Source organism: Rhodococcus sp. 14-2470-1a, assembly GCF_002259425.1.
Taxonomy (GTDB): Bacteria; Actinomycetota; Actinomycetes; order Mycobacteriales; family Mycobacteriaceae; genus Rhodococcoides; species Rhodococcoides fascians_E.
Map to the genome: position 1 here is coordinate 234,252 of NZ_NPFZ01000014.1, position 17,820 is coordinate 252,071.

Genomic DNA, 17,820 nt, shown 5'->3' on the forward strand with positions numbered 1-17,820 from the left:
CCCTCCGTGCGCGCACATGCCGACCCTGGCCTACATGTGCGCGCACAGCGGGGACCGGGGTCAGTTGAGGTCGGCGGCCCAGTCGTAGGTCTCCAGGAACGGGTCGGGCTCGATCGGTGCCGGCGACTCCCAGACCGTGTAGATCAGGCCGTCGGGACGGATTTCACCGATGCGCGCGGTCTTGGAGATGTGGTGGTTGTCGCCGTTGATGACCACTTCACCCTCGGGGGCTGCGAAGCTCACGCCGTCCGCCGCGGCCTGAATGTCGGCGACTGCGAACGAATCTGCCTTCTCGACGGTGTTCTTCCACAGGTACACCGAGGTGTACGCGGCTTCCATCGGATCGGAGGTCGGCTTGTCGGCGCCGTACTTGGCCTTGTAGTCGGCGACGAACTTCGAGTTCTCCGGTGTGTCGACCGTCTGGTAGTAGTTCCACGCCGTCAACTGGCCCGCGATGTTCTGTGCACCGATGCCCGCGACCTCTTCCTCGGCGATGGACACCGAAATAACCGGCATGTCAGCGGCATTGAGGCCGGCATTGGTGTACTCACGGAAGAACGCGACGTTGGAGTCGCCGTTGAGCGTGTTGAACACGGCGTCCGCGTCGGCGGATCGAACCTTGTTGACGATGGTGGAGAAGTCGGTGGACCCGAGCGGCGTGTAGTCCTCGCCCTTGATCTCGATGCCGTTGGCCGCGGCGTACGCCTTGATCTCGCGGTTGGCGGTCTGCGGGAAGACGTAGTCGCTACCGACCAGGTAGAGCGAGGTGACCCCCTGCTCCTTCAGGTAATCCAGCGCGGGGATGATCTGTTGATTGGTCGTGGCGCCGGTGTAGAAGATGTTGTCCGACGCTTCGAGGCCTTCGTACTGCACCGGGTAGTACAGGAGTGCGTCGTTGTCCTCGAAGACCGGAAGCATGGCCTTGCGCGACGACGACGTCCACCCGCCGAATACCGCTGCGACACAGTCGCTGCTGATGAGCTTCTCGGCCTTCTCCGCGAACACGGTCGGCTCGGACGCACCGTCCTCGGCGACCACCTCGATCTGCTTTCCGTTGACGCCTCCCGACGCGTTGATCTCCTCCACGGCCAGGGCGATCGAATCACGAACCGTCACTTCACTGATCGCCATCGTGCCGGACAGGGAGTTCAGCGAACCGACCTTGACGGTGTCGCCCGAGGTGTCGACGCAGGATTCGGTGGCCCCGCCACCCTCGCCCGACGCCGTGTCACCGGCCCTGCTGCCGCACGCGGTGAGGGTCAGTCCGACCATCGCCAGCGCTGCGGGGAGCACCAGTGCCTTGGTGGCGAACTTGCTGGAAGGAAGAGCAGGCATCGCGGAAGCCCTTTCGCTTGTATACGGAGTTGTATTCGCGATTGCAGACAGTAAAGGGGAAGTATTGCGTTGATATGTTCCGCGGTGACGAGTTCGTTGCACGGATTACGCGGGTGTAAACAACCGGCCGTCGGGCGAAATGACAAGCAGGGTTGACATCCAGTGACAAGTCCGCTTGACTTTTACCTATGAGAGACGCGGCGAAGACCACCGACGCGCTGAAGATCAACTCGGTGCGCGAGCACCGCAAAGCGGCGCGGCTCACCCAGGCCGAGCTGGGCAAGATCTGCGGAGTCAGCAGGCAGAGCATCGTTTCGGTCGAGGGCGGCGATTACGCCCCGAGCGTCTACCTCGCGATCAAGCTGGCGCGAGCACTGGGAACGACCGTCGAAACACTCTTCGAAACGGAGTAGAGATGAGCACCTTCACAGCGGCGATGCAGTACATCGGCGATCTCGACGACGAATTCTACGACGACGAACGTCAGCGCGATGTGTGGAACGAGGCCTCGGCCATAGGGTTTCAGCTGTTCGTCTGGACTCTGCTGATCGCCGGATCCGTTCTCCCGTGGGTGGCAGGCGTGACCGGCAGTTGGATCACGCTCGGCGTGCTGGCCGTGTTCTTCACGGTGTCGTCGATGGTTCTGATGTACGCGAAGGCCCGAGGCCTCGACATGTACACCTCCCAATCACTGGCTCGCCCAAGGATCTACCTGTGCACCGGCGTGTACCTGATCGCGGCGTTCGGCGCGATGATCACCCTGGCTTCCGAGTACCTGAGCGCAGGAGGTGCAGCCGTGTTCGTCGGTATGGCCATCGGAGCGTGCGTCGGTGTCGGGTGCGGGGTGCACGGCCTCGTTCGCAAGCGTCGACTCGACCGCGAGGCCGAAGCTGCTGCCGAAGCAACCGAGCTGCAGGAACTGACGAAGGAGCAGATATGAACGCGTTCGTGAAAGCACTTCGATTCGTCGGCGATCTGGACGACGAGTTCTACGACGACGAACGTCAGCGTGATGTGTGGAACGAAGCGTCGGCCATAGGGTTTCAGCTCTTCCAGTGGGCCTCGCGCGTCTCTGCCGCGGTGTTGCCGTGGGTGGCAGGCACCACCGGGGCATGGGTCGGCCTCGGCATCCTCGTCACCCTCACCGTGATCAACGTCCTGACCATCGGTTACTCGGCGGCGCGGAAGGTCAACCTGTACACCGCGTCCAAGATCAACCGGGTGCGCGGACTCGTCGTCGCGGTGGTGCTGATCATCGGATACGTCGGGGCGTTGATCAGGTTGCAACCGAACACGTTCTCCGATGCGAGTTCCTGGGCAGGCGGTGTCGTCGGAGCCGTCGTCGGCGGCGGAGTCGTCGGACTCGGGGTGTGGTGGATGCGTCGTCGCAACGCCCGCTTCGAAGCCGAGGCGGACCAGTGACCCGGTAGCTAGGGTCGAGTGCATGAACGCACAGCAGATCGCCGACGGCACCTGGGCCCACCTGTGGACGCCTGGAGGCTGGGGCCAGACGAACACCGGCCTGATCGTCGACGACGGTGCGGCGTCGATGGTGATCGACACCGTCTGGGACACGGGCAGGGCCGACGCCATCGCGTCCGAGAATCGTTCTCTCACACGACGATCACCGGTCACCGACGTGGTCAACACGCACTCGGACGGCGACCATTGGTGGGGCAACGACACGGTTCCGTCGGACGCCAGAATCATCACGAGCGCAGCGTCGTTGCATGCGATGAAGGAGGAGACGCCCCCGTCGGGCGTGCACCTGTTCGCGTCGTTGGGGGCACTGGCGGGCCGGTTGCCCGGGCCGGTCGGAGCAACCGGGACTTACATGGACCGTGTGCGGGGCGGGGCGACCTTTCCCCGTACCTCGCCGCGGCTACCGAATCACACCTTCGACGTGACGGAACGGATCGACGTCGGAACCAGAGCCGTACAACTCAGATATCTGGGGCCCGCGCACACGGCGGGAGACCTGATCGCCCACGTGCCCGACGTCGGTGTCGTGTTCAGCGGTGACCTACTGTTCATCGGTTCGACGCCCATCCTGTGGCACGGCCCCTTGTCCAACTGGATCGACGCACTCGATCATCTACTGGCGCTCGACGCCGCCGTGTACGTGCCCGGTCACGGACCACTGTGCGGTGCCGACGAGATCCGCGCGGTCCGCGAGTACTGGACCTGGGTCGACGACGCCGGCCGCCAACACTTCGACGCCGGTGTCGAGTATGCGCATGCGGCACGAAACATGATGCAGTCGAGGGACTTTCAGCCGTATCAGGCGTGGGGCTCGCCCGAACGGCTCGTGCTCACCATGTCCACCCTCTACCGCCTGTGGAAGGGCGAGCCTGCAGCCCCGCCGACCCTGCTGCGCCGCGCACGAGCGTTCGCCGACGCAGGGGCGCTGCTGCGGGCAATAGAATCACGCTGAGTCCAACACTGTGCACGCTGCACCGACGCGGCAATCATCGTCCGAGTGACTCCTGCTCCAGTATTTCAGCGCTACCGCGACCCGGACCTACGCGAGCTCGCGCACCGGAACGAGACGCTGGAGGTGCTGCTCTCCCATCGCTCGGTGCGCAGTTTCACCTCGGACCCGATCGACACCGCCACCATCGAGACCATCGTCGCAGCAGCACAGTCCGCGCCGACGTCGTCCAACCTGCAGGCCTGGAGCGTCGTCGCCGTCCGTGATCCGGAGCGCAAGGCACGGATCGCGACGCTGGCAGGTGACCAGGCCTTCATTGCCCAAGCTCCGGTGTTCCTGGTTTTTCTCGCCGACCTGGGCCGTGTCCGGCGCCTGGCCGAACGCCGGGGTGTGCCGTCGGAGGGTGCCGATTACCTGGACTCGACGCTCCTGGGCGCGATCGACGCAGCATTGGCCGCGCAGAACGCCGTCGTCGCCGCGGAGTCACTCGGTTGGGGGACGGTGTACGTGGGAGCCGTCCGCAACGCGCCCGAAGAGATCTCCGACGAGCTCGACCTGCCTCCCGCGGCGTTCCCGGTGTTCGGGCTGTCCGTCGGCCGCTCCGCTGTCGCCACCGACGGCACCGGTCCCGGTATCAAGCCTCGACTGCCGCTGGCGTCGGTTCTCCATCACGACGTCTACGACGCCGAGACGGCCGACTCCGGCATCGACGTCTACGACGAACGACTGGGGGAGTACAACCGCGAACAGGGGCGCACGACGGCATGGACCACCGCCGTGCTCGCGCGGCTGCGCGACGCGACATCGCTGAAAGGGCGCGACACCATTCGGGATTCACTCTCCGCCCGCGGCTTGCTCTCCAAATAACAGAAAGACATTCGACGTGCGATTTCAGATTCTGGACATCATCTTCAACCCACCGCACCCGGTGACCGGGGAGGTCGTCCATCCGTCGGACAGGCTGGGTCGCGTCGTCGAAACGGCAGTTCTCGCCGAAGAACTCGGCTTCGATTCCTTCTCCGTCGGAGAACGTCACGCCGGGGACGTCCTGTCCTCGTCGCCGACGGTGATTCTCGGTGCCATCGCCCACGCGACCGACCGGATCCTGCTGTCGACCGGAGTATCCGTCGTCGCCGTCCTCGATCCGATCCGTGTCGCCGAGGACTTCGCGACGATCGACCAACTCAGCCGCGGACGATTCGAACCCGTCATCGGTAAAGGCAACGAAGCACTGCAGTACCCACTGTTCGGCCTCGACATCTCCAAGCAGTACGAGTACCTCACCGAGAACTACGAGCTGCTTCGGCGGCTCGTTCGTGAAGAGCACGTCGACTGGAACGGGACGCACCGGCACCCACTCGTCGACGCGACCACCCTTCCACGGCCGTTCGACGGGCCGTTTCGAATCTGGCACGGATCCGCGACGTCGGTGGAGGCGGTGGACCTGGCCGCGAAGTGGGGAGATCCCATCGTCACCGCCAACGCTCTGCAGCCGCGAGAGAACTACAAGGTTCTCATCGATCGATACCGGGAGCAGTACCTCGCGCACGGCCACGACCCGGAGAAGCTCTACGTCGGATCGGGTTCCGGCGGGCTGTTCCTCGCCGACACCACCGAACAGGCGACCGACGAGTTCCGTCCGATCTACGAAGGGTTCGTGGCCCAGCAGGACAAGCGGCTGGAGCGTAGCTTGCGGAGTGACCTCGGTGGCAAGCACGACCCGGCCGCGAAGGGGAGGGTGACGAGTTTCCGGACCATCGAGGATGCTGTCGAGCGCGGCCCGGCACTGGTGGGATCCCCGGACAGGGTTGCGGAGAAGATTCTCGACTACCACGACAGTTACGGGCACGATCTGCAGTCGGTGTCGGTGAATCATGTCCTGGACTTCGAGCAGCAGAAGGACACGCTTCGCCGCTTCGCGGAGGAAGTGATCCCTCTGGTGAAGAAGGAACTGTCCACGACACTGTGGAGTCCGTTCGACGCCGACCGAGCCAAGGGATTCACTGCCTCCTGACCCGCTGCGAGTGCGGCGACGCCGCTCAGCGAACGAGGTAGGGAGACACGGAGCTTCGATGCTCGTCTATGTCCAGGTCCTTGCCCAGGGGAGGGAAGGCGCGTTGAGGGCAGTTCGCCCGCTCGCAGACACGGCAGCCTGCTCCGATGGGCGTGGCGACCGACGACCCGTGTAGATCCAGCCCGTCCGCGTAGACCAATCGGCCCGCATGGCGGAGTTCGCACCCGAGTCCGATGGCGAAGGTCTTGCCCGGTTGGCCGTACCGCGCCGCGCGCCGCTCGACGGTCCGAGCGATCCACAGGTAACTGCGCCCGTCGGGCATCTCCGCGATCTGAGTCATGATCTTGCCGGGGTAGGCGAACGTCTCGTACACGTTCCACAGCGGGCACGTTCCGCCACTCGACGAGAAATGAAACCCCGTCGCCGACTGTCGTTTCGACATGTTCCCGGCGCGGTCGACGCGGACGAAGGAGAACGGAACTCCGCGGAGCTTCGGCCGCTGCAGTGTCGACAAGCGATGGCATATCGTCTCGAAGCTCACCGAGAAGAAGGCCGACAACCGTTCCACGTCGTAGCGGAAATCCTCGGCTATGTCGTGGAACTGGTGATACGGCAGAACGGTCGCGGCGGCGAAGTAGTTGGCGAACCCCAGCTTCGCGAGCTTCTTGGACGCCTCGGACGTGAAGCCTCCCTCCTCGACCATCTGCTCGAGCAGGTCCGCGCACTCCAGGTAGGCCAATTCTGCCGCGAACTTGAAGACCCGCTGCCCGCCGGACAGGTGGGGCGAGATCTCCAGCAGCCGAGTCTTCGGGTCGAACCGGTGCAGAACGTTCTCGCCCAGATCGATCCGATTGACGATCTGCACCTCGTGCACCGTGCGTAGGCGTTTGGCGATCTCGTTACCGACGTCGGCCCGATGGAAGCGGATCCGCGACGTCAATTCCTCTGCCGCTGTGTCCAATTCATGGAGATAGTTCTGTCGCTGATAGAAGTAGTCACGTACCTCCTCGTGCGGCTTGCTGATCGACCCGCTGCCACTACCGTCGGCGAACCGCTCCTCGGTCGCCGCGGCGAGCTGAGCGGTGGTGTTGCGATACCGACGATGCATGTTGACCATCGCTCGCGCCAACTGCGGATGGGAAGACACCATCTGCGCGATCTCGTGCGCGTCGGCGACGATGCCCATGTCCTGATCCAGCGCGACTTCGCGCAGCTCGGCCACCAGCCTGGTGTCGTCCTCGGACGAGAAGAACGACGTGTCGACGCCGAACACCTCGGAAATCCGCAGCAGGACCGGGACGGTGAGAGGCCGCACGTCGTGTTCGATCTGGTTGAGGTAGCTCGCGGAGATCTCGAGCTGTCCGGCCAGAGCTACCTGACTCATCTTGCGTTCCGTGCGTAGTTGACGCAGGCGCACGCCGACGAACGTCTTGGGCATGCGCTCAGGTTACGCCTGCGAAGAATGGCGTTAACAGGCTTCACCGATCGGTGCGCACGTGCAGTTCCGGATGGCCCGTGGATCACAATTCGGGGTCGAGCGGAACAACCGGGCGCCGGGAGGCGTATACCCATAGATGTTGGTTCGCATAAGTAATTAAGAGGGAGGCCCATCATGTCCGACAATCTTCGTGAACTCGTCCGCGACGCCGTCGTACTCGTAGCAGGCACCGTTCTGGTGGCGTCGACCATCTGGCTTCCGGTCGACGGTGATACCGGCGTGTCCGGGGCCATTCTGATTCTCGGTCTGCTCGCCGCAGGCACCGCGCTGTGGGCGATGTCCGCGGCCTCGAGGTCGAGTCACTGGGCGCACGTCGTGCTCGGCGCGGCTCTCGCCCTGTCGCCCGTGGTTTTGGCGTTCCCTGCAGGCCTCGTGACAGCAGACCTGTTCGCGCTCGTCGGGGGCGTCGTCATCGCGGTCATGGGCGTTCTCGGCGTGGCCACCGGTCGTAGCGACATTCGGCCGAGTGTGCTCGTGGCGTCGTCGCCCGAACGCGTGCGGGTGCGCAGCTGACACGTCCCTCTCTCACCGGAAGCAGCCTCGGCACTGTGCCGAGGCTGCTTTCGTCGTACGAGGCTCCGATTGCAGTATGTGATACTGGTCACAGTGCCTGCCTTCTGGCTCGATTCAGACGGTTTCATGAAAACAGTACGTTTGTCCGGTTGGAATGGCCGGACGGTTTTCGTAAATTGCGTTCATGAACTGCGCTTTCGTCCTACTGGCGAGTAGCAAAGCTGTCCGATCGGGCGGGTGTGATCCGACGGCGATCTTCGCAAAGTTAGCAAGGCTTGATTGAAACCTAACCAAGATTGGCACTTGCAACAGGTGGACGGCCCTTTTCGGGTGTGCCACTCTTTGGAAGAACACCCGCACGGCCTGGCAACGATGTGAAGAATTCGAGCACCGAGTCGGCCGTATCGCACATCCGATAGAGACTGGAGCTGAGATGTCGACCACCGGCACCCCGAAAACTACAGAAGAAATCCAGAAGGATTGGGACACCAACCCTCGCTGGAAGGGCGTGACGCGCAACTACACCGCCGAGCAGGTTTCCAAGCTGCAAGGCTCCGTCGTCGAGGAAGCAACCCTTGCTCGCCGCGGCTCCGAAATTCTTTGGGACCTCGTCAACAACGAGGACTACATCAACTCGCTCGGCGCACTGACCGGTAACCAGGCCGTTCAGCAGGTCCGCGCAGGCCTCAAGGCCATCTACCTCTCCGGCTGGCAGGTCGCAGGCGACGCCAACCTGTCCGGACACACCTACCCCGACCAGAGCCTGTACCCGGCCAACTCGGTGCCGCAGGTCGTTCGTCGCATCAACAACGCACTGCTGCGCGCCGACGAGATCGCCCGCGTCGAGGGTGACACCACCGTCGACAACTGGCTCGCTCCGATCGTCGCCGACGGCGAAGCCGGCTTCGGTGGTGCCCTCAACGTCTACGAGCTGCAGAAGGCCATGATCGCGGCCGGCGTCGCCGGATCGCACTGGGAAGACCAGCTCGCCTCGGAGAAGAAGTGCGGCCACCTCGGTGGCAAGGTGCTCATCCCCACCCAGCAGCACATCCGCACCCTGACCTCGGCTCGCCTCGCCGCCGACGTCGCGGACGTTCCGACCGTCGTCATCGCCCGCACCGACGCCGAGGCCGCAACGCTTCTGACGTCCGACGTGGACGAGCGCGATCAGCCGTTCCTCGACGGCACCCGCACGGCAGAAGGCTTCTACGGCATCAAGAACGGTGTCGAGCCCTGCATCGCGCGTGCCAAGGCATACGCGCCGTACGCAGACCTCATCTGGATGGAGACCGGCGTGCCGGACCTCGAGGTCGCCAAGCACTTCGCCGAGTCGGTTCGCTCCGAGTTCCCGGACCAGCTCCTGGCGTACAACTGCTCGCCGTCCTTCAACTGGAAGCAGCACCTGGACGACGCGACCATCGCGAAGTTCCAGCGTGAGCTCGGAGCAATGGGCTTCAAGTTCCAGTTCATCACCCTCGCGGGCTTCCACTCGCTCAACTACGGCATGTTCGACCTGGCACACGGCTACGCCCGCGAAGGCATGACCGCGTTCGTCGACCTGCAGGAGCGCGAGTTCAAGGCTGCAGCAGAGCGTGGCTTCACCGCCATCAAGCACCAGCGTGAGGTCGGCGCAGGCTACTTCGACTCCATCGCCACCACGGTCGACCCCAACACCTCGACCGCAGCGCTGAAGGGATCCACCGAAGAGGGCCAGTTCCACTGAGCTAGCCCGCCTCCCCGGATACACAGCACATCAGTCAGGCGGCCCCAGCGTTTCGCTGCGGGCCGCCTGATCTGTATCGCCCGGGTTCTGGGGGTACCCGGCCGGAGTTACCCCACCTCGCTTACAGCTGTTGTCGTGTACGCATCGAAGGAGTCCGCCGTGCCGGTCGAGAGGGTGGGGATTGTCGGCGCCGGCCAGATGGGGGCCGGGATTGCAGAAGTCTGCGCCCGGGCACACCTCGACGTTCTGGTCTACGAGCACACTCGCGAGCTGACGACCGCAGGACGCACGCGCGTCCTGCGATCGTTGGACCGTGGCGTCAGCAGCGGCAAGATCACCGAACGCGAACGCGAACAGGCAGCGTGCGCACTACGCTTCACGACCGATCTCGACGACTTCGCGGATCGAGAGCTCGTCGTGGAAGCCGTCACCGAGGACGAGGACATCAAGTCCGACATCTTCGCCCGTCTGGACGCAGTGGTGACGGACCCCGGCGCGGTCCTCGCGTCGAACACGTCGTCGATCCCGATCATGAAACTCGGTGTCGCGACGGCCTCGCCCGACCGAGTCGTCGGGCTGCACTTCTTCAATCCGGTGCCGGTTCTGCCTCTCGTCGAGCTGGTCACCACCGTGAAAACCAGTGACGCAGTGGCCGAACGCGCCGAGAAGTTCGCCGGCGACGTACTCGGCAAGCAGGTCGTCCGCTCGGCGGACAGATCCGGGTTCGTGGTCAATGCACTTCTCATTCCTTACCTGCTCTCCGCGGTTCGGATGGTCGAGTCCGGATTTGCCTCCAAGGAAGACATCGACAAGGCGACGGTGCTCGGTCTCGCGCATCCGATGGGGCCGCTTGCGCTCGCGGATCTGATCGGACTCGACACGGTCAAGTCCATCGCCGATTCCATGTACGCCGAGTTCGGCGAACCACTCTTCGCCGCCCCGCCGTTGCTTCTTCGGATGGTCGAATCGGGTTCGACCGGCAAACGCACAGGCGCAGGGTTCTATCGGTACGAGAACGGCCGGGTAGTGAAAGAGCCTTCGTGAGTGAAAATGTAGGTGTCGGGATACATTTCCACTCCCGACCGCAGTAACTTGGTGGTGCGCACACGGCGCGCCAGACGACGTCAGGGGAGAGCGATGAGCAAGTCGAAGAAGTCCGGTGGAGTGTTGCCGAAGGCGTTCGGTATCGGACTGGCCGCGACGGGCGCAGCGCACTTCGTGGTTCCCGAGGCATTCGAGCCCATCACCAAACTGCCGTTCCCGAAGGACACCCGCGACTGGATCACGCGCAACGGTGCAACCGAACTGGTCGTCGGAGCCGCCATCGCGTACCCGAAGACACGCAAGATCGGCCTGCTCGGCCTCGGTGCCTACGTCGGCTGGCTCGGATACAACATCGCTCGCAACAGCTGACGCCGAGAATGTAGCGAACGCCTCCCGCCGATCGGGAATTCCCTGCTCGCGGCGCCTTCACCTGCTCGAACGCGCCAAGGCTGTTTGCCAAGCTACCGATGCGTAGGTAGCAATGTAGTTATGACTTCAGCTACCGCGTACACAGCGACAGCCCCCGACGCACCCCTCGAGAAGGTGACGATCGACCGCCGCGAGCTAGGCCCCAAGGACGTCCTCATCGAGGTCAAGTTCGCCGGCATCTGCCACTCCGACATCCACACCGCCCGCAACGAGTGGGGCGGCACCACCTACCCGGTCGTCCCGGGACACGAAATCGCAGGCATCGTTGCCGAGGTCGGCTCCGGCGTCACCAAGCACAAGGTCGGCGACCGCGTCGGCGTCGGCTGTTTCGTCGACTCGTGCGGCGAGTGCGACGCCTGCCTGGCAGGCGAGGAGCAGTACTGCTTCAAGGGCGTCACCCAGACCTACAACTCCAAGCAGGCCGACGGGTCGATCACCCAGGGCGGCTACTCGACGCACATCGTCGTGACCGAGGGCTTCGTGCTGTCCATCCCCGAGGGCATCGAACTCGATGTCGCCGCACCGCTGCTGTGTGCGGGCATCACGCTGTACTCGCCGCTCAAGCACTGGGGTGCAGGCCCGGGCAAGAAGGTCGCCATCATCGGAATGGGCGGACTGGGCCACGTCGGCGTCAAGATCGCCCACGCCCTCGGAGCCGAGGTCACCGTGCTGAGCCAGACCCTGAGCAAGGAAGAGGACGGCAAGCGCCTCGGAGCCGACCACTACTACGCGACCTCCGACAAGGAGACGTTCAAGAAGCTGCGCGGCGAGTTCGACCTGATCATCAACACCGTCTCCGCCGAGATCGACATGGACAAGCACATGTCGCTGCTCGCGATCAACGGCTCGCTCGTCATCCTCGGACTGCCGTCGGAGCCCATCAAGGTTCGCGGATTCACGCTCGCTGCGAACCGTCGCAGCCTCGCAGGCTCGATGGTCGGTGGCATCGCGCAGACCCAGGAAATGCTCGACTTCTGCGCCGAACACCACATCGGTGCCGAAATCGAGACCATCCCGGCCGACAAGATCAACGAAGCCTACGAGCGCGTCCTGAAGAGCGACGTTCGATACCGCTTCGTCATCGACGCCAACACCTTCTGATCCACTCCTGTGGGCGGCAGGTAGCGACGGGCGCTACCTGCCGCCCACAGGCGTAACGTCGAAGTCGGGTCGGAAGATGTTCTCCGCAAGGAAAGGACACTTTCATGAAGACTTCCTCCAGCCGTCACGGCAAGATGGCCGCAGCCGGGCACAGCTCAGCCGGCCACGCACTGGTCGGCGCCCACCCCGGCGCCGCGCGGTATGCACTGGTCACCGTCGGTGTGCTCGCGCTCGTCCTGTTCGCACTGTCGGCCTTCAACGGTCTCGGCACCGTCGCCGTCATCGCCGGTTGCGTGTGCGTCGTCGCAATGGCGTCGGCGATGGGTCTCGTCGGCGGCACAGGGCACCCCGACTCCTGACCCAGTCGGACTCCTGACCTCGTCGGACTCCTGACCTCGTCGGAGAGGTCCGTCGCTAGCTGTCCGCGAGACGCTGCTTCTCCACCTCGACGTCGAAATCGGCTTCGGGCCACTCGAGGTCGAGCTTCTGCAGTGCATCGATCAGCAGCTCGGTCACCGCCAAGCGTGCGTACCACTTCCGATCGGCCTGAATGACGTGCCACGGCGCGTAGTCCGTGTTGGTCCTGTCGATGACCCGCTGATACGCGGTGCGGTACTGCGGCAGAAAGCCGCGCTCGGTGACGTCGCCCGGGTTGTACTTCCAGTGCTTGTCCGGCCGATCCAACCTCTCCTGCAACCTGGTTCGCTGCTCTTCCGGAGAAACGAACAACGCAACCTTCACGATGTGCGTGCCGCCGTCGACCAACTCCTTCTCGAACGCGTTGATCTCGTCGAACCGCGGTTCCCAGACCTGACGCGGAACAAGGTCGTGGACGGCGACGACCAGCACATCCTCGTAGTGCGAGCGGTCGAAGACACCGATCCGTCCACCGCGCGGCAGGGCGTTTCGGATGCGCCACAGGTAGTGATGCTGCTTCTCCTCCTGCGTCGGAACTCCGAACGACGCCAGGTCGACGCCCTGCGGGTCGACCATTCCGATGACATGTCGCACCATGCCGCCCTTGCCTGCGGTGTCCATGCCCTGAAGTACAAGCAGGATCGAGCGCAGGTCACCGGTCCGGCCGTTGGCGTACAGCTTCTCCTGCAACGCCGACAGCACCTCGCCGCGCTCTGCGAGCAGCGCCTGCCCGTCGGTCTTGCTTCCCTCGAAACCCGGAGTCAGTGAGCAGTCCAGGTCCGCGACGGATGTCTCGTCGGTCGCACGGAGGATGTCGGCCGCAGGTGTCGACCACAGGTTGCCGCTCTTCTTCGAATGCTTTGCCATGATTGGACCCTAGTAGCAGCGGGGACCCCACCCGCCGAGAACCGAGATGGCGTCGCGCGGCGCGGCTAACCTGGAGGCATGGCTCCCAAACTGGCAACTGCTGAATCCGTCGCACGTGAACAACTGCTCGACTTCGTCCGCCCACGTCATCATTCCACGCTCATCACGCACAAACGTGATGGTGGCCTGCAGGTTTCGCCGGTGACATCCGGCGTCGACTCCGAGGGCCGCATCGTCATCGCGTCGTACCCCGAACGCGCCAAGGTGGCCAACATCCGGCGGAACTCCGCCGTCACCGTCTGCGTTCATTCCGACGAATGGAACGACGCCTACGTCCAGATCGACGGAACCGCTGAAATCCTCGACGTGCCGGACGCCGTCGAACCGCTCGTCGAGTACTTTCGCAGCATCGCCGGGGAGCATTCCGATTGGGACGAGTACCGCGAGGCAATGGTGAAGCAGGGAAAGTCGTTGATACGCATCACGATCGAATCCTGGGGCCCCGTCGCCGAAGGTGGCTTCCCGCCCGGGAGAATGTGACAAGCCCTCCGGGAAGAATGTGACAAGCCCGCACGGGAGTATGTGACGGCTCAGCAGTTGCTGGGCGCGGGGCCGCCGGTGAAGCGGTCGTCGACCCAGGTTTCGACGAGGGTGCCGGGGTCGACGTCGTGACCTTGGCCTTCGAGGCGGACGGCCAGCAGGGTGTCGCCGAGGCTGCAGGCTCGCCCGAGCGCGGATTCGGTCCAGGCGGGTTTCACCACGGTGTCCTCGGAGCCGTAGACGGCGAGAATCGGTGCGGGTGATGCTGCGCGGGGCAGCGAGTACTCCTGCATGCGGCGCGTCAGTTGTTCGGCGGCTGCCGGAGTCGATGCGGTGGTGTCACCTGGCTGGACGTCGGCGGCTGCGGCGGCTTGTGCTTCGCTGCTCGCGGCGTTGCATCCGACGAGTTGGTCGAGGTTGCCGGCGAGGGCACCGTGCAGGTGGTCGGCGGGGTCGATGGACGGGTCGACCCGGGCGGCGCCTTCGACGATCAGTGGGTACACCGCCCGCTGGCCATCTGCTTCGCCTGATGTTCCCGAGCTCTGGGCTTCGATGATTCCGGGCGAAATGTCCAGTGCTGGAGACAGGACTGCGGCGCCGCGCAGGTCGAGTCCGTCGCCGTACACGTCGTCGAATTCGTTTGCAGCCCACGCTGCTTGGCCGCCCTGGGACCAGCCGACGGCTACCCATCGTGTCGACAGGCGCGGGTCGAGGTTGCGGGCGGCGCGGACGGAGTCGATGACGTCGAAGGCTGCGGTCCGAGGTTCCAGATACGGGTGTGGCGGCGAGTCGACGGTGCTGCTCAAGCCCTGGTAGTCCGTGTATGCGACGGCGTATCCGCGTTCGAGGAAGCGTGACACCACGTCGGCGTCTCCGGCGAGGTCTCGCTTCTCGGACGGGGCGCACCCGGGGGAGATGCCGACGGTTCCGTGCGCGTACGCCACGATGGGTCGCCCGCCGACGGGGGCGGGGCCGTCGGGGACGAACACTGCGCCGCTCACCTGGGTCGGGCTGCCGTCCACGCCGGACACGGAGTTGTACACGACAGTCGCCGCGGTGGTGCCGGCCGGGAACAGAGCTGGATCGAACGGCGTCGTGGTGGAACTCGACACGACGGTTCCGCGCGCGGCGACGGTCTCGGCCGTGGCGGTGGGGATGCTCGTCGAATAAGCAGGCGGCTGGGCGGCCGAGTGTGCGGGTGAGGGTGCGTGCGGCTGGGCGGAGGTGGTGCTGCACGCCGCCGCAAGGGTTGCACATACGGCGAGCGCAGCCGCGCTGGCCTTCGGACCCACTGTCGGTTTCGCCGGCAGGAACCGGGGAGCGCGAGAACCGAACACGCGTCGATCCAACCACGGTCGGCAGTGCGGAACCAAAGCGTTCTCGGTGGGCAACGACGAGCGGCCCCGCCCCTCTGTCGAGGGGCGAGGCCGCAGGAGTGTCGTTCGTCAGCCCTTCAGCGGAGCAGCGAACAGCGGAACAGCGTTCTCGAGGGCGTATCGGGTACCTGCAACCGAGGCGGCCGAGAAGGCGTTGCTGAGGTCGAGGTCACCGAGAACCACCAGACGCCCGTCGCGGGCGACCGGGAGACCCTGGATCGACGGGTCGTTCGCGATGGCGTCAGCGGTCTCGCCGATGGGGAACATCACGGTCAGGTCCGCGTCGAGCTGGGCTGCGTTCTCGGCGGACAGGTCGATGGCGAACTTCCCGTCCGACGCCTGGGCCTGAATTTCCGGCTTGTTGACGAAGCCGAGCCGCTTCATGAACTCGACGCGAGTATCGCCGTCGACGTAGGCACCCAACTGCCCGCTGTACAGCGTGCCGACGACGACGTTCTTGCCGTCGAACTCGGGGTTGGCCGCTGTTGCGGCGTCGAACGCGGCGTTGGTCTCGTCGATGAGCGTCCGGCCTTCGGCTTCCTTGCCGAGTGCCTCGGCGACCAGTTCGGTCTGACCGTCCCACGTGGTGCCGTACGCGATCTCGGTGCCGGCGGGTGCCCCGACCGTCGGCGCGAGTTCGGACAACTGGTCGTATGTGGCTTGGTCGTTGGTGCTGCGGGTCCACAGGATGAGGTCCGGGTCGAGCGCGGCCACGGACTCGATGTCCACCTCGTACGTGCCTAGGATGGTAGGTGGCGTGTCGTAGGACTCCTCCACCCACGGGCCGAGTCCGTCTCCGCCGACTGCAAGCCAGTCACTGGCTCCCACCGGCTGCACTCCGAGCGCGAGTGCGGTCTCGGCGTCGGACCAACCGAGGGCCACCACGCGTTGCGGGTTCTCGGGAACGGTGACGTCGCCGAAGATGGTCGAGACGGTGGCACCCTCGGTGTCCGTGTCCGACGAGTCGGAGCTGCTGCAGGCGGTCATCGTGAGGGCCGCGACCGCGGCGATCGCGGGGGCGAGTAGAGCGAGGCGGGATGTGCGCATAGGCAACGCTAACCTACGGTGTCCGATTTCGAGAACTGTTCCACCAGTGCAGCGCAGAAGGCGGGGAGGTCGTCCGGGTTACGGCTCGAGATCAGATTTCCGTCGACCACCACTTCCTCGTCGACGACGGTCGCGCCCGCATTGCGCAGATCGGTGCGGATACTGGGGAACGACGTCAAGGTGCGGCCCTGGAGAACGTCGGCCTCCGCGAGGGTCCACGGACCGTGGCAGATGACGGCGACGGGCTTGCCCGAGGACACGAATCGGCGGACGAATTCCACTGCGTCGGAGTCGGTTCTCAACTTGTCCGGGTTGGTGGTCCCGCCGGGGAGAATCAACGCGTCGAAATCCTCGGGAGACACATCCGCGACGACAGCGTCGACCTCGAACGTGTTGGAGGCGTCGACGTCACCGGTCATCGCTTGAATGTCCCCGTGAGTCAGCGAAATCAATGTCGTTGTGCCACCGGCGGATCGGACCGCATCACGAGGTTGGACCAGTTCTACTTCTTCGACGCCGTCGGTAGCGAGAATGGCCACCGTGCGTCCTGTCAACGAAGGGCTCATGGTGCCAGGGTGACCGGCGAATCGGCGTTTCAAACCGAGCGCTGGTCCTCCTCGTCCTTCGGGGTGACGAGCGGATGCGGCTGCGCGTTGAATTTCGCCGGGGAACCGTCGGCCATCGCGACGCCGTGAATTCCGCCCCACGTCATCATGCTGAGGTAGTCGATGAGGTCCTCCATCGACATCGACTTGTTCGAGATCCACCAGTGGGTGGCGAGTTGCACGGCCCCGACGATCGCGAACGCGAACGGCACCGAACCGCCGGAATCCATTTCGCGCTGGCGTAGACGCTCGCCGAGAACCGTCGCCAACAGTTCGGCGATCATGCGCTCCGACTCCGCGACGACGTCCCGGTTGCTGCCCGCGTTGTTCGCCATCACGTACAGGTAGACCTCGGGATCGGTGGCAACCGTCTCCACGTACGCCGCGATGACCGCCCGGGTGAGGTGGTACTCGTCCAGTTCCTCCGAGATCGCGAAATAGATCCGCGGCGCGAGCGTCGTCTCGACGTACCGCGTCATCGTCGCGTTGGTCAGGTCCGCCTTGTCGGTGAAGTACCGGTACAGCACGGTCTTCGAGATACCGATCTCCGACGCGATCTCGTCCATCCCGATCTCGCGCCCGCGCAGGCGGATCGCCGCGAGAGTGCCGTCGACCAACTCTTCCCGACGCGCGATCTTGTGGTCGCGCCAGCGCCGCTTGCGGCCGTCCGGCTTCTCCGTCTTGGTGGCCTCCGCCTTACCGGCCCCTGCGTCCTTGGCTGCTGCTTCGGTGTCGTCACTGTTCGCTGATGTTGCATTTCTCGCCACGTGTGCCCGCCGTATCCCATCGCCTTCGTATGCAGATCAGCTTAGGCGTCCGGGCTGGGACAGGTCGTCCATGGTGCGGCTCACGTTTGCAACGCCGGTGCGCGGGCACAATG

General features: G+C 64.7%; 20 protein-coding genes. 13 read left to right on the top strand and 7 right to left on the bottom strand.

From position 1 onward, the window contains the following. Positions 1–60: 60 nt before the first annotated feature. Complete coding sequence (urtA, locus tag CH292_RS07415; protein WP_020112557.1) at positions 61–1,335, bottom strand: urea ABC transporter substrate-binding protein; 1,275 nt, start codon at positions 1,333–1,335, stop codon at positions 61–63. Between the two features lie 188 nt (positions 1,336–1,523). Between urtA and CH292_RS07420 the strand changes: the two genes are divergently transcribed. Genes CH292_RS07420 through CH292_RS07445 form a run of 6 tightly spaced genes read left to right on the top strand, consistent with a single transcriptional unit; the run spans position 1,524 to position 5,780 of the window. Continuing rightward, positions 1,524–1,748, top strand: a complete 225-nt coding sequence (locus tag CH292_RS07420; protein WP_019666574.1) for a helix-turn-helix transcriptional regulator — start codon at positions 1,524–1,526, stop codon at positions 1,746–1,748. A 2-nt stretch (positions 1,749–1,750) separates the two neighbouring features. Further along, positions 1,751–2,275: a hypothetical protein gene (locus CH292_RS07425; protein ID WP_020112556.1), complete on the top strand. Its 525-nt coding sequence runs from the start codon at positions 1,751–1,753 to the stop codon at positions 2,273–2,275. Further along, positions 2,272–2,757 (top strand): DUF2029 domain-containing protein, encoded by a 486-nt coding sequence (locus CH292_RS07430; RefSeq protein ID WP_094654426.1) that lies wholly within the window; start codon positions 2,272–2,274, stop codon positions 2,755–2,757. Before CH292_RS07425 ends, CH292_RS07430 begins: the two co-directional genes overlap by 4 nt. A 22-nt stretch (positions 2,758–2,779) precedes the next feature. Then, positions 2,780–3,769, top strand: a complete 990-nt coding sequence (locus CH292_RS07435) for an MBL fold metallo-hydrolase (protein ID WP_037182829.1) — start codon at positions 2,780–2,782, stop codon at positions 3,767–3,769. A 45-nt stretch (positions 3,770–3,814) separates the two neighbouring features. Next, positions 3,815–4,633: an NADPH-dependent oxidoreductase gene (locus tag CH292_RS07440; RefSeq protein WP_019666570.1), complete on the top strand. Its 819-nt coding sequence runs from the start codon at positions 3,815–3,817 to the stop codon at positions 4,631–4,633. A 16-nt stretch (positions 4,634–4,649) separates the two neighbouring features. Then, a complete protein-coding gene (locus tag CH292_RS07445; protein WP_094654427.1) occupies positions 4,650–5,780 on the top strand; it encodes an LLM class flavin-dependent oxidoreductase in 1,131 nt (376 codons plus the stop codon). Between the two features lie 25 nt (positions 5,781–5,805). Here the strand turns inward: CH292_RS07445 and ramB are convergent, their stop codons facing one another. Continuing rightward, a complete protein-coding gene (ramB, locus tag CH292_RS07450) occupies positions 5,806–7,218 on the bottom strand; it encodes an acetate metabolism transcriptional regulator RamB (protein ID WP_020112553.1) in 1,413 nt (470 codons plus the stop codon). A gap of 174 nt (positions 7,219–7,392) precedes the next feature. Between ramB and CH292_RS07455 the strand changes: the two genes are divergently transcribed. From CH292_RS07455 to CH292_RS07480, 6 genes are all read left to right on the top strand, one after another. After that, the gene (locus tag CH292_RS07455) at positions 7,393–7,791 is read left to right on the top strand and encodes a hypothetical protein (protein WP_037182823.1); all 399 of its coding nucleotides are present in this window, start codon (positions 7,393–7,395) and stop codon (positions 7,789–7,791) included. A gap of 433 nt (positions 7,792–8,224) precedes the next feature. Beyond that, the gene (gene aceA, locus CH292_RS07460) at positions 8,225–9,514 is read left to right on the top strand and encodes an isocitrate lyase (protein WP_019666566.1); all 1,290 of its coding nucleotides are present in this window, start codon (positions 8,225–8,227) and stop codon (positions 9,512–9,514) included. A 159-nt stretch (positions 9,515–9,673) separates the two neighbouring features. After that, the gene (locus CH292_RS07465; protein ID WP_019666565.1) at positions 9,674–10,558 is read left to right on the top strand and encodes a 3-hydroxybutyryl-CoA dehydrogenase; all 885 of its coding nucleotides are present in this window, start codon (positions 9,674–9,676) and stop codon (positions 10,556–10,558) included. 93 nt (positions 10,559–10,651) lie between these two features. Then, complete coding sequence (locus tag CH292_RS07470; RefSeq protein WP_020112552.1) at positions 10,652–10,927, top strand: hypothetical protein; 276 nt, start codon at positions 10,652–10,654, stop codon at positions 10,925–10,927. Between the two features lie 120 nt (positions 10,928–11,047). Then, entirely contained in the window at positions 11,048–12,088 is a 1,041-nt protein-coding gene (locus CH292_RS07475) for an NAD(P)-dependent alcohol dehydrogenase (RefSeq protein ID WP_020112551.1), read from the top strand. 104 nt (positions 12,089–12,192) lie between these two features. Next, entirely contained in the window at positions 12,193–12,447 is a 255-nt protein-coding gene (locus tag CH292_RS07480) for a hypothetical protein (RefSeq protein ID WP_019666562.1), read from the top strand. 55 nt (positions 12,448–12,502) lie between these two features. On the opposite strand, the gene CH292_RS07485 is transcribed toward CH292_RS07480, so the two are convergent. Continuing rightward, positions 12,503–13,372: a polyphosphate kinase 2 family protein gene (locus tag CH292_RS07485; protein WP_019666561.1), complete on the bottom strand. Its 870-nt coding sequence runs from the start codon at positions 13,370–13,372 to the stop codon at positions 12,503–12,505. Between the two features lie 78 nt (positions 13,373–13,450). On the opposite strand from CH292_RS07485, the gene CH292_RS07490 reads away from it, so the two are divergent. After that, on the top strand, positions 13,451–13,912 hold the full coding sequence (locus CH292_RS07490; protein WP_019666560.1) for a PPOX class F420-dependent oxidoreductase: 462 nt from the start codon (positions 13,451–13,453) through the stop codon (positions 13,910–13,912). Between the two features lie 50 nt (positions 13,913–13,962). On the opposite strand, the gene CH292_RS07495 is transcribed toward CH292_RS07490, so the two are convergent. From CH292_RS07495 to CH292_RS07510, 4 genes are all read right to left on the bottom strand, one after another. Next, positions 13,963–15,249: a lipase family protein gene (locus CH292_RS07495; RefSeq protein WP_019666559.1), complete on the bottom strand. Its 1,287-nt coding sequence runs from the start codon at positions 15,247–15,249 to the stop codon at positions 13,963–13,965. Between the two features lie 108 nt (positions 15,250–15,357). Then, on the bottom strand, positions 15,358–16,335 hold the full coding sequence (locus CH292_RS07500) for an iron-siderophore ABC transporter substrate-binding protein (RefSeq protein WP_094654428.1): 978 nt from the start codon (positions 16,333–16,335) through the stop codon (positions 15,358–15,360). 8 nt (positions 16,336–16,343) lie between these two features. Continuing rightward, positions 16,344–16,901, bottom strand: a complete 558-nt coding sequence (locus CH292_RS07505; RefSeq protein ID WP_026348051.1) for a type 1 glutamine amidotransferase domain-containing protein — start codon at positions 16,899–16,901, stop codon at positions 16,344–16,346. A 29-nt stretch (positions 16,902–16,930) separates the two neighbouring features. Beyond that, positions 16,931–17,707, bottom strand: coding sequence for a TetR/AcrR family transcriptional regulator (locus CH292_RS07510; protein WP_094627692.1), 777 nt, complete (start codon positions 17,705–17,707; stop codon positions 16,931–16,933). Between the last annotated feature and the right edge of the window lie 113 nt (positions 17,708–17,820).